This is a genomic window from Endozoicomonas sp. SESOKO4, from assembly GCF_024606275.1.
In genome coordinates this window covers 1-11,853 of record NZ_JAHHPS010000354.1, presented here as the reverse complement: position 1 = coordinate 11,853, position 11,853 = coordinate 1, and the positions used below count along the sequence as shown (strand labels likewise).

Genomic DNA, 11,853 nt, shown 5'->3' with positions numbered 1-11,853 from the left:
CACCGAGACCGCTTAAATCCAGACTGCCTACATCGAGGACGTCCCCAAAGACTGAATCTGAAATAGACAGGTTTATTCCAGAAGAGCCATTTGTGCTGTCCAAGGATAAGTTTTCGGTTACAGCATCGGAGCATCCAGAAGCCACCTCGGCAATATGCAAGCCAGAGCTTATATCAAGTGGCTGGTCTGTAATATTCCCGACATTAATATCATCTAAAAAGCCGGAAGCGGGTGTGGATAAATTTCCTGTGACAGTAGACGGAGAAAGATCTCCGCGCACATCACCGGTATCAAATGAATAACTGCTACCCATATTGACGGGATATTCAGGGTTTAACAGGGCAGTGTACACATACGGCATCCAAAATCCATCTATTGGAAAAAACCAGGCAGCAGGATTCATTTGAGCCAAGCTATAGTAATAACTGCCAAGCTTCTGATGGTGCAACGACAATGAGTTGTCTAATTCTTGCTTTTTCTGGCTCACAATTTTATCGAATTCATGGGATTTAATTAAGACCTGAGCGTCAAGCTTGCGCTTAAGATTACCGATGGCCATTTCTTTTATCTTCTGACATCTGTTTTCTGTGGTTGGATTAGCTTTGATCTTTTTAATCATTGTATTTATTATATTTGGTCTCGGTATATGTCTTTGGTAAGTATTTGGGTTCATATGTGTTTCATTAAAAAACTTGTCGATTAGTTTTTCAGCGCTTTCTCTCATTTCGTCTGTGGGCGCTATTATCATAGCCTCCAAGGAAAGCGTAATAGCCTTTTTTAAAGGTTTTTCTACTCTTTCTGTATCATAACGATTTAGAATGTAACGAAAACCAAGATCAGCTTTAGAAAATTCCTCGAAAGCTTTTTCAATTTTTTCATTATAACGAATGCGAATACTTGGTTCTCTAATTAGAGTGCTAATTTGATGTTGATAATTAGCTTTTTGTGAGTCAATAATCTTTTTAACCCGTGACTGACTGTTTTTAATAAAAACTTCTCTTGATGCGTCTACGGCTTTATAAAACTGCTGATGGATTTTCTGTTCAATAATTTTTTTATGAAGTTTCCTGAGGTCAATATGATCTGGATTTATTGCTAAAGCTTTTAGGCAAAAGGTGCTCTTGTCTTTATCAAAAGCGGTATGTTTGGTGAGCTGGTAAAAGTGCTCAAATCTGGCTGCCTGGGATACCACTTTTTTATATAAGATATCAAAATGTTCTGAGAAATGTGAATTTAAGGCAGTAACTTTATTAAATGTATGGAGTGCATCATCAAAGTCTTTAATAAATGTGCACATTTTATAGAATAATCTGTCGGCAACTTCATCTTTGCGCAGTCCGCCCAGTCCGGCAAGACTTACTCTGATAAAAGCCTTTATCCCGGCAGCTAATGAGTCGACCTCGTTGATTAGTAAAGAAGATGCCTTTTTGAGAATTATTTTTTTACTGTCTTCACGGATAGCATTCATCTTCTTATCAAGTAAAAACAGTGATTCAGTGGATAGCTCTTCAGGTAAATCCTCTATTGTTTTTATCATACGCTGAATAAGAAAATTATGACTTAAATCTGACAGGGTTCTTATATATCCTTCATGATTTTCAACAAATTCTATTAACGACTCCATAGTGTCGAGTGAATCAAGGTGACGACACAAATTACCGACGGCCATGTCATTCAGTGTTGCATTCAAATTTTTAAGAAACTCTAAGTTACTTAGTATTCTATCTTGCCCCCACGTCTGCAGATTAATGCGAAGATGATTCAATCTTTTTTGCTCTTGCTCTATCTTTTGATCGACCAAACAAGAAACCCTGTATATCAACTGGAGAGTCTCGGCATTACCGGAGTCAGGGTGTTGAGCCTGGTCCTCGTCAAATAACGTCTTTAATGAGTCTTTCAACGAACAGAGCGTATCGGGAAATGCAATGAACTCAGATAGTTCTGAGTAGACGAGGTTTAGTAGGGGGTGGATACTGGAAAATGATTGGGTGGCACGCTTCAGGTTATCTTCCAAAAGCGTATCTATGCTCTGTATTTGTTCATCAAGTTTCTTCTGTAGCCTGACGTATCTTCTGTTATCGTGACTGCGTATGGGCCACTTAAGATTATCATCTATATTAGACTCCAATGTTCTCAACGCCAATTTGTTGCGCTGATAAGCTTCCAAAGGCTCATCCTTATCGGCATAAGTTTGAAAGCTATTCCGATAGCTATCAAGCTGGCGTTCATTTTCTCTAAGGTCTAAATGCAACCGAAAAGGTTTGGGTAGCAGGCATCGAATGCATGACTGTTCAATTGCAACAATTCTGGAGCGTCTTTGCAGTCCGGTACTTTGTGGTCCAGGTGTTAAGGCCGATGAATCGACGTTCACAAGGGGCAACACTGAAGAAGTGGTTTGCTCTCCATGATTTTGGGATGAATGCCATCTCGCATCAGTCTTTGCCAAGGAAAAATCATTTATCATAGTAATCTCCAATTTGTGCATGAGTGGTCAGTTAGACACAGACGCTGAGATAAGCCGATTAATCAATTCTTGCTAAGTGGTTCCTCAGTTGTTTTCCAGTATTTCTGACCATAATGACAAATTGGACAGTGATTTCATGAAAAGGTTTCAAACATTTTGCTGTTATTTTCTCATTACGTGAAATCTTTGCTGCATTGCTGATAAAGCCTGTCCTTCCAGTCTGTGATCCTGCCATCGTTGCTTCACTCAAAAAAGACATAAACTGCTCCCGACATCCTGTGACGGTGGATTCAGGTCAGATAATTAATTTTAATGTCTTCCTGGCAATATTCGGACTACTCTAACGAGAGCATTTTTGCCCCTTCGATCCGGACGATAGAAATCGTAGATCAAAATCTGATAGATGAATAAAATGAAGGGTCTATCAAACTGATGGGTTCTGAGGTGCAGCTTGATCCCATAAGTGATTGAAACCTGGCTTGGCAGTTGGAGATTCTCACGCCGTAGAGCACCGGAAAAAAAAGGTGGGCAGATTTAAAGCCCGCAAGAGCTTCGGTGACTATTTCACTCTAAACCGGGCTTTATGAGCAAGCTGATGAGCAAATTCACCCAGACGCTTTTTGTTCAACTGAGTCTTGAACCCGGGCAAGTTGATATTCATTTGCTGCAATTCAAGATTACCTGAACCAAACTGGAAAGCCTGACTGAGGTTGCGATCTTCCCGGCTAACGGGTTTGCGAGGATCAGGGACATAGCCTCTGGCCTCCACCTCGGCAGCAAAGCGCTTGATCGAGGCGTCGGCTTCTCCGGTTCGGTCCTTACCACTTTTACAATTGATATGACCCACCGCGCCTATCTTGAATGCCAGCAACTGGATTCGCTCAACCATCTTATAAGCATCTTCGCCTTCTGTTCGATAGTCGCCTGAAACATGAAGATCCCTTATTTGTTCAACCAGCATACGGACAACCTGCTTGGATTGCTCCGGGGCAGAGCCAGCCAGATAGTCGCCTACCCAACCTCCTACGGGATCAAACTGCTCAACAGAGCCCATCAGTTCAATAAGGCCCTCATTATTGACCCGCCTGGCCTCACCCCAGGGACGGACAACGGACTTCAAACCACCCAATGAAAGTGAATTGACACCATAATTGGTGTTGGCCAGCTTCATATTGACTCTGAGTTGATGTTTTTCGCCGTCGGCATCAGAAATGACCAATGGCTTACCCTCGTTAAGTTCTTTCTGAATTTCCTTGAGGGCGGCGACCTGCTCTCTCTGCATCTTCAGTTCATCATCATGAATATGCAGATAGTGCCTCAGTTTGTCGGCACTGAGCATAGACGTGGAGAGCATTTTCAAAGGAACAGGCTGCCCCGATGTCAAATAGTCGGGATTATCATCCAGAAACTGTTTTACAGCGGCCGTCACCAACTCCCTGGCCCGGTTTCTGGCTGCGGCAAGTCGGGGCTCTTTTTCTTTTATCCCATAGGCACAGAGGGTTCCGGAACGCAACCCTTTGAACAGAACTTTCTTGTTCCCCTTTTCTGCAGTCGACAGCTCAGATTGCGCCATATTGACGGCATGAAAGCGTTCACTGGTTTCAGTCGAAGGCCTGCCCATACCCTGATAAGAATGTTCAAAGATATCTTTTGCACCTTCTCCCCATTTCATTTGCGAAGCAGGGGTCAGCTGACTCTCATAATGCCGGGTTCGCCCCTCAATCCTCACATCCAGATGGGTAGTGATTTTTTCCCATTGAACTGTTGAGAGCACCAGACTGCGTGATTCTTTCAGTTTCTTCCTGGCATTATCCAGACCCACCTCTCCAAGCCGCTTCAATATACAGGCTGTATAAGCCTCTGCATCAACCACGGGCAGAGCGTCAGCGTGGGAAGCTCTTCCTGTTAGCTTCGCTCTGGCTGGAGGAAGATCATTGTCTGTTCCTTCCTGAATACGGTTAAAATGGTCACTCCACGTCTGGTGCAATGCCTTCAACTCTGCCAGCTTTTTGGTTTTCTTTCTGCTGAACAGACCTTCCTTACCTGAGTTGTTGATGAGTGCACTTTCATGCTCAATTTCACGCTTGAGAACATTAATAGCAGAAACCATCTCCAGACATTTAAACTTTTTCCACTGCTGCGGCCCCAGTGGATTCTCCTGATCACTGACCTCCAGCTGATCGATAAAATCCAACACACCATCGAGCTGCCCCACCAGATCATGGATAAGGGCCTGCTGCAATTGGGCAGGCAAATTTTGTGAATGACGCTCCAGTGCGTCCAGCGTCTTGATAAGCTGCCTGGCAAGCTCTCTGGCTTCTTCAGCCTGTTGGGCATAGCTGATGTTCTGCAGACGCTCCAATGGAGAACCGGAGAGAAGACCTGAAACACGGTTGGTGTAATACTCGGCATTACCTATCAGCTTCATCTCGTATTGACTGATATAGAGATCATCACCTTCTATCGGAGTTCCCGGGACTTTGTCCCTATCAAAGTGCTCTTCGGCCCAGAGCCTGAGCTGACCGGGAAAAAGAGTATGCCCCCCCTCTGCTTTGCTGTTGAGAAAGCGGGCCGTTTCGGGAATAGTGGTTGAGAAGATGGATTCATGATGACCGACTGCTTTTACCGCAAGTTCAAGAGCCTTTGATTGGCTCAGATAATCGGTATGACCAGAGAGCTGAAACTGAACGACTTCCTTAAGATGCTCCTGCTCGTGTGAAGGAAGAGATCGCCACTTAAAAGGTGTCGCAGTCTCAAACGCTTTTTCCACCATATCGGAATCCAGCCAGAGCTCTATACTGCTACAATTCAGCTTTCTGACATCTCTTAACAGGTCTGTGGCACGTGTTTCCAGCTTTTTAATGGTTCTTTGGTTCAGCGGCTTGCTTTTGAGATCATTGTGAAGCTGATTTTCCACAAAACTGCCGTACTTGGATACAAATGCCGTAGTCCCTTCACTGGCACTGAGTTTTTCACCTTCCCTCAGTTCTCTGACAGGTAGCGGCAGCAGCTCGGCCTCCCGACCACGCCACTTGCCTCTGACAGAAATGTCAGTGGATTCATGCTGCCCTCTGTCCAGCAGGGGTTGCAAACATTGCAAAGTCCGTTGCGATGGATTCAAAGCACTCACTTCCCTATCACCAATCTCCTCGCAACTGTTATCGGCCGGTTTAGCCAAAAGTCCTGCGTTATCAGGCACAACACCTGATTTCAATCTTTCATGATGAGTCTGGCTTTGCGCAACAGAGCGGATATAATGTCGCCATTTTTTCAAGCTCTGAAATCAGGCAAAACATCAATGAGTGGATTATCCCCCGAAGTGGCAAAGCGTCGAACCTTTGCGATCATCAGTCACCCGGACGCTGGTAAAACCACCATCACGGAAAAGCTCCTGCTTCTGGGTGGTGCTATCCAGATGGCAGGTACTGTAAAAGGCCGCAAAACCGGTCGCATGGCCACTTCTGACTGGATGAAAATGGAGCAGGAGCGGGGGATCTCGATCACTACCTCGGTCATGCAGTTCCCTTATAAAGGTTGCACTGTCAACCTGCTAGACACTCCCGGACACGAAGACTTCTCAGAAGACACCTACCGCACCCTGACGGCTGTGGATAGCTGTCTGATGGTGATTGACGGCGCCAAGGGTGTCGAGGACCGTACTATTAAACTGATGGAAGTCTGTCGTCTGAGAGACACCCCTATCTTCACTTTCGTCAACAAGATGGACCGTGAAGTCCGGGACCAGATTGAAGTGTTGGACGAAGTGGAAAGCATCCTGAAAATCCAGTGCGCTCCCATCACTTGGCCGATCAGCATGGGCAAAAACTTCAAAGGGGTTTATAACCTTTACACCGACACCATTCACCTCTTCACACCGGGTCAGGGACACACAATACCCGACGACATTCGTATCAAGGGACTTGAGTCTGAAGAAGCTAAAGAGCTGCTGGGTGATATTCACGAAGACTTTGTGGATGAAGTGGAACTGGTACGTGGCGGCAGCCACGAGTTTGATCTGGAAGCCTATCATGCCGGCAAGATGACGCCTGTTTTCTTTGGCACTGCCCTGGCCAACTTTGGTGTCCGTGAAATGTTGGATGACTTTGCCAAGTGGGCTCCAGCCCCCCTGATCCGAGAAACAGACCAACGAACCGTGGAACCGGACGAAGCCAAATTCTCCGGCTTTGTCTTCAAGATCCAGGCCAATATGGACCCTAAACACCGTGACCGCATCGCCTTCCTGCGCATCTGCTCTGGCAAATACACCCGTAATATGAAAATGAAGCATGTACGGATCGGCAAAGATGTAAAAATTGCCGACGCTGTGACCTTCCTGGCCGGTGATCGCTCCCATGTGGAAGAAGCCATCTCTGGTGACATTATCGGCCTGCATAACCACGGTACCATCCAGATTGGCGATACTTTCAGTCAGGGTGAAGAGATCCGCTTTACCGGAATTCCACACTTTGCCCCCGAGCTTTTCAAACGCGTTCGCCTGAGAGATCCTCTGAAGCTCAAACAGCTTCAGAAAGGCTTGCAACAGCTTTCAGAAGAAGGCGCAACCCAGCTTTTCATGCCTCTGAACAATAACGACCTGATCCTGGGTGCGGTAGGTGTACTCCAGTTTGATGTCGTTATGCGTCGTCTCAAGGATGAATATAAAGTGGAAGCCATGTACGAACCGGTCAACGTCAATACTGCCCGCTGGGTGGATTGCGCAGACGAGCGCAAGCTGGAGGAGTTTAAGCGGAAGTGTGGCGACAACCTGGCTATTGATGGGGGTGGATACCTGACTTATCTGGCACCCACCCGTGTTAATCTCTCACTGGCAGAGGAACGCTACCCGGATATCACCTACCGAACGACCCGTGAGCACTAACCTCCCCTGTATCCTGCCACTTGGCTTTTAGAAGGTGTCGAAAAAGCGGAGTAGCAGGATCAACTTATCTGCATCGCCAGAATTGCACCAGCTTCAGTGATCCATGCTGCCGTGATCCATTGAGCCGTGATTCATCTCACCATGTTTCATGGCACTGTCATGGGCCGCATCTTTAGTTTGCTGACGAAGATCTTTTACCGGCACTTTGACATCTACAGCATCTCCGTCAGAGAAGTGCAGGGTGATATCAACCTCACCACCGGCTTCCATTGGTCTCTTCAACCCCATCAGCATGATATGATTGCCACCGCTTTTCAGAGATTCTGTCTTGCCTGCCGGAATATCAATATCTTCCAGCTCGAACATTTTCATCATATTCCCTTCATGCTTGTGGCCATGCAGCTCCACACGAGCCGCACTGGCACTGTCAGCAGAGACCAGCTTGATATCTTGTTTACCCTTATTGGTAATAGTCAGAAACGCCGCAGAGTTTTTGGAAACAGCCGGTACCGCTCTTGCGTACTGATCCTTTATCTCAACATCTGCTGCCTTAAGGGCCATAGATGTCATGGCGGGGAAAACAATTGCGAAAATAGCTGCCAAAGGCTTCATACTTTAACTCTCCAGTTCAAAAACAACCGTTGTCACTTCGGAACCTGACTCAATCACCAGTTTGGCCAACCAGACCATTTCCTTATCAACCGTGCAAAACGTCAGATTGCCCACACCACTGTAGACCGTAGACCCAAAAAAAGAGGGCTGCTTGTAGAGTGGAAAAGGAGCTAATCCCATTGACATGTCCCGACCAATAAACTCCATGGTAATCCTGTCTGCAGACAGACCTTTCAGACGAACTTCAACATCAAGGGGTTCCAGCTTTGGCAGGCTGGATGGCCTGATATTCAGCTCAATCTGACTGTCTCCTGTCGTCAGTCGACATCCTTCAGACACCAGACATTTCTTCTGATAGCTCTGTCGGGTCAGCCCTGTTTCAGATTCCAGCTTGAAGTAGCGGGGTAAAAAAACCAATGCTGCAATCAGCACCACCAAAACACCCAGCCCTGTGTACTGCTTTATTTTCATCGGGGTAACATAACAGACTGACGCTCTGTGACCAAATATGTGATCATTATGACCCCCATGCCGGAATTGTTCGACAGCCACTGCCATCTGGACTTTCCTGAGTTTGATCAGGATCGTAATAAAACCCTTGAACAATGCTGGCTCTCAGGTGTCCACTCAATCTGCATACCAGCAACGGAAGCCCGTTACTGGCCCAGAGTGCTGAAACAAGCTCATTCGGTGCCAGATTCTGTGCGACTTTATGCCGCACTTGGATTACACCCTTATTTTCTGAAAAGCCATAAACCTCATCACCTTGATGAACTGAAAGTATTCCTGACGCGTCATTCCGAAACCGTTTGTGCAGTGGGTGAGATAGGTCTGGACTACTCGCTGACTGACTCAAACCGTGACGAACAGCACTTCTATTTTGTCCGACAACTGGAACTTGCCGACCGTTTTAAACTGCCCGTCATTCTGCACTGCCGAAAAGCACACGATGAGATCCTCAAACAAATCAGACAAATCAAACTGGAGAGAGGTGGCATCGTACATGCCTTTTCTGGCAGTGAACAACAAGCCCGACAATATATAGAACTGGGATTCAAGCTGGGGTTTGGCGGCACAATCACGTACGAGAGGGCCAGAAAAACACGTCAGCTGGCCACCTCGTTGCCTCTGAGTAGTATAGTCCTGGAAACCGATGCGCCGGATATGCCGATGTCAGGCTATCAGGGCCAGAGGAACACTCCCGCCCGATTACCTGTTGTTCTGAAGCATCTCGCACAATTACGTTCCAGCTCTGTAAAAGAGATCGCGCGGGCTACTACTGAGAATGCATTATCAATCCTGGGAAAATAACCTCATTGGAATCCGTCTCCAGAGGTTCAGTTAGATTACCCCCGATCACCATGTCATCAACCTGGCGAACAGGACCGACCGCTGAGCTCAAGAGTGATGACAGCGACGAAGATGAACTGGAACTGGAAGAAGAATAGAAACCTGAATCATCGTCACTGCCTCCGCCATTGTGAACGCCAGCATTCGGATGAACCACCGGAACCACCCCAGCCATATCACCCGGCACACCCTGTCCGGGCGTAGCAAACATCCAGCGATTGACACCATCGTAGATCAATACCGGCTCACCTTCCGGAAGAGCAGCTAATTCACTAATGCTGCCATCCAGGTTAATGCTCCAAAGCTTAATCACACTTCCTAAACGGATCATAAGATACAAGGGCTTGTCGGGTGGATGACTCGATCCCATCAGGGCTGCCCATGTCATCAAAATCGTAGGAAGCCCACCCAAATTACCTTGTGACAGAAAATCAGCTTCGGCCTCAATATCTCCGGCAACCCAGCCTAGCAGTCTTCTCTGGGCATCAGTTAGTCTGTTATTCTTCCAGGCATTCCATAATTGTCTTAACAGGGCAATGACTCTGTCACGATTCAAGTAATACGGTCGCAGGACAGACTCCAGTGAAACAAATAAACACTCGTTACCATGTTCGACCTGATAAAGAGTTAACCCCAATGGTTCCAACAACGTCTTAATGTTTGAAAGAAACCTTTCATGCTCCATCGCCACCAGACTTCTTCCAGACATCAAAGGTTGAAAGTGATGACGCATACGAGCACTAAATACTTCCGAACTCAATGGGTTCTGTTGAAAAAGGCGAGCGAGGGCAAAACCCGAATTAAAATGATGAAGTTGCAACTGTCGAACCAGTTCTGGCAGCACTGAATCAACCGTCTCTTCCGTCAGCTCCGGGACTTCGTTAATTGCATGCCAATAAAAATGAACATCTGAAAGGTCGGCATTTCTTTCCCTCCAGGTTTTAAACTGTTCAAACAAAACCTGCAAAATGGCAAACAATTCTTGTTGAGTCCGATTGCCCAGAAGATAATTTCGCTTCCACATATTCCAGCTAATTAAATTATCATCACTATTAAGAAACAAGGCATGATCAATGGAAGCCCGAGCCCCCGGATCATTAACATGAGTGCCTTCGATAATAAGAATATCGCAGGTGATCTTCCGGGTTTCTTCCGGGCCCAACCGACCCTCCAGATGACGACAATAAGGGGTATACCGAAAAGAATCACCCCGGGCTATTGCTGCCAGACATCTGTCTCTCAAGTCCGCGCGATACTCTTTACCATCGTTGTTACCGGATGCACCATCGCCCAGATGACTGAACATTTCACGTCTGTCTGCGCGGGAGTGTAAAAAGGTATCAATCCCCAGCGTTTCAAGATTACAGGCCCTGCCTGCCAGATCCGGCTGTAATTGATGATAATTTGCAGCAGCAGCTCGAAGTTCTTGAGTAAATTCATCAAGAAAGGTGGATTTACCGGCTCCGGAAGGTCCATCCAGACCAATAGTAAAAGGTCTTGAAGAAGTACTTTCCCCTTCAAGATTACCCTGTCCAAGATTATAGAGATAATCAAGATAAGCATTAATTGCGAGTGCTTGAATAACCAGACTGTTTGATCCTTCAGCAGCAGCCCAGGGAATAGAAACAATAAAAACTATGAATAAAGAACGACGTCCCGTTCGAAGAAAATTCTTTATTTTTTTAATGAGCAAAACAACAACCTCAATCCAATAAATATGACCTTATCAAAAGTAGACTAAATCATTTCATTCTGCTGCCAGGAAGCTGACTTTATTTTACTCATAAAAAAACTCTGAAATAAACAAGGTTCCTTTCACTTTGAATACATTTCTATTTTACATCTTTTAAGCTATTTATTTAGCTACCCATAGGAGTCAGATAATTTCTGAATCAAGACTGCCTGAAACCTTATTTATTCCCCCTTTCATGCCGCTTTAGCGCCTTGCGTGCTCTCTGACGCACCATTTTTTGCTTCAGAGCCGAGAGTTTATCAATAAACAACACACCATCCAGATGATCAATTTCGTGCTGAAAAGCTTCTGCAAGGATACCCTCACCCTCAATCTCGAAAAATTGACCATAACGATCCTGAGCCCTGACTTTTACCCAGCCAGCCCGCTTAACCGCGGCCCAGCAACCCGGCAGTGACAGACAGCCCATCTCCATTTTCTGTTCACCTGACTTCTCAATAATCTCCGGGTTTGCAATGACCAGGGGCTGACTTTTATCAGATGAGACATCAATCACTGCCACTCTCATTCCCAAACCCACCTGGGTAGCAGCCAGTCCGGCACCATTGACGGCATACATAGTTTCGTACAGGTCATCCACGATTTTCTGAAAATCCGAACCAAAGTCAGTAACAGGAGTGGTGGGAGTTCTTAATGCAGGGTTGGATTCCGGAACCAGTTCTAAAATCGCCATGGGATTTCTTCTGTGTGTAGTTTGTTGGTTGTTACATAAAACTATAGACAGAAAAAAGCAGTGAAAATGGTCGGGGTAGAGAGATTCGAACTCCCGACATCCTGCTCCCAAAGCAGGCGCGC

At 46.1% G+C, this 11,853-nt stretch carries 8 protein-coding genes; 2 read left to right on the top strand and 6 right to left on the bottom strand.

The annotated features are described in order from the left end of the window. The coding region (locus KDK16_RS07010; protein WP_257275326.1) for a hypothetical protein at window positions 1-2,485 on the bottom strand (2,485 nt) is incomplete at its 3' end. A 538-nt stretch (window positions 2,486-3,023) separates the two neighbouring features. After that, entirely contained in the window at window positions 3,024-5,642 is a 2,619-nt protein-coding gene (locus tag KDK16_RS07005; protein ID WP_257275325.1) for an inositol phosphate phosphatase SopB, read from the bottom strand. Between the two features lie 120 nt (window positions 5,643-5,762). On the opposite strand from KDK16_RS07005, the gene KDK16_RS07000 reads away from it, so the two are divergent. After that, window positions 5,763-7,343: a peptide chain release factor 3 gene (locus tag KDK16_RS07000; RefSeq protein WP_257275324.1), complete on the top strand. Its 1,581-nt coding sequence runs from the start codon at window positions 5,763-5,765 to the stop codon at window positions 7,341-7,343. Between the two features lie 93 nt (window positions 7,344-7,436). Here the strand turns inward: KDK16_RS07000 and KDK16_RS06995 are convergent, their stop codons facing one another. Both KDK16_RS06995 and KDK16_RS06990 read right to left on the bottom strand, forming a co-directional pair. Then, window positions 7,437-7,955, bottom strand: coding sequence for a copper chaperone PCu(A)C (locus KDK16_RS06995; RefSeq protein ID WP_257275323.1), 519 nt, complete (start codon window positions 7,953-7,955; stop codon window positions 7,437-7,439). A 3-nt stretch (window positions 7,956-7,958) separates the two neighbouring features. After that, window positions 7,959-8,426, bottom strand: a complete 468-nt coding sequence (locus tag KDK16_RS06990) for a hypothetical protein (protein WP_257275322.1) — start codon at window positions 8,424-8,426, stop codon at window positions 7,959-7,961. A gap of 27 nt (window positions 8,427-8,453) precedes the next feature. Here KDK16_RS06990 and KDK16_RS06985 point away from each other — a divergent pair, with 27 nt between their 5' ends. Beyond that, window positions 8,454-9,266: a TatD family hydrolase gene (locus KDK16_RS06985; RefSeq protein ID WP_257275321.1), complete on the top strand. Its 813-nt coding sequence runs from the start codon at window positions 8,454-8,456 to the stop codon at window positions 9,264-9,266. Here KDK16_RS06985 and KDK16_RS06980 read toward each other — a convergent pair. Together KDK16_RS06980 and def are read right to left on the bottom strand one after the other, a co-directional pair. After that, on the bottom strand, window positions 9,232-10,998 hold the full coding sequence (locus KDK16_RS06980) for a P-loop NTPase fold protein (protein WP_257275320.1): 1,767 nt from the start codon (window positions 10,996-10,998) through the stop codon (window positions 9,232-9,234). The genes KDK16_RS06985 and KDK16_RS06980 overlap by 35 nt on opposite strands. Before the next feature lie 217 nt (window positions 10,999-11,215). Beyond that, window positions 11,216-11,853 (bottom strand): peptide deformylase (gene def, locus KDK16_RS06975; protein ID WP_257275319.1); only part of this gene is annotated, 638 nt, incomplete at its 5' end.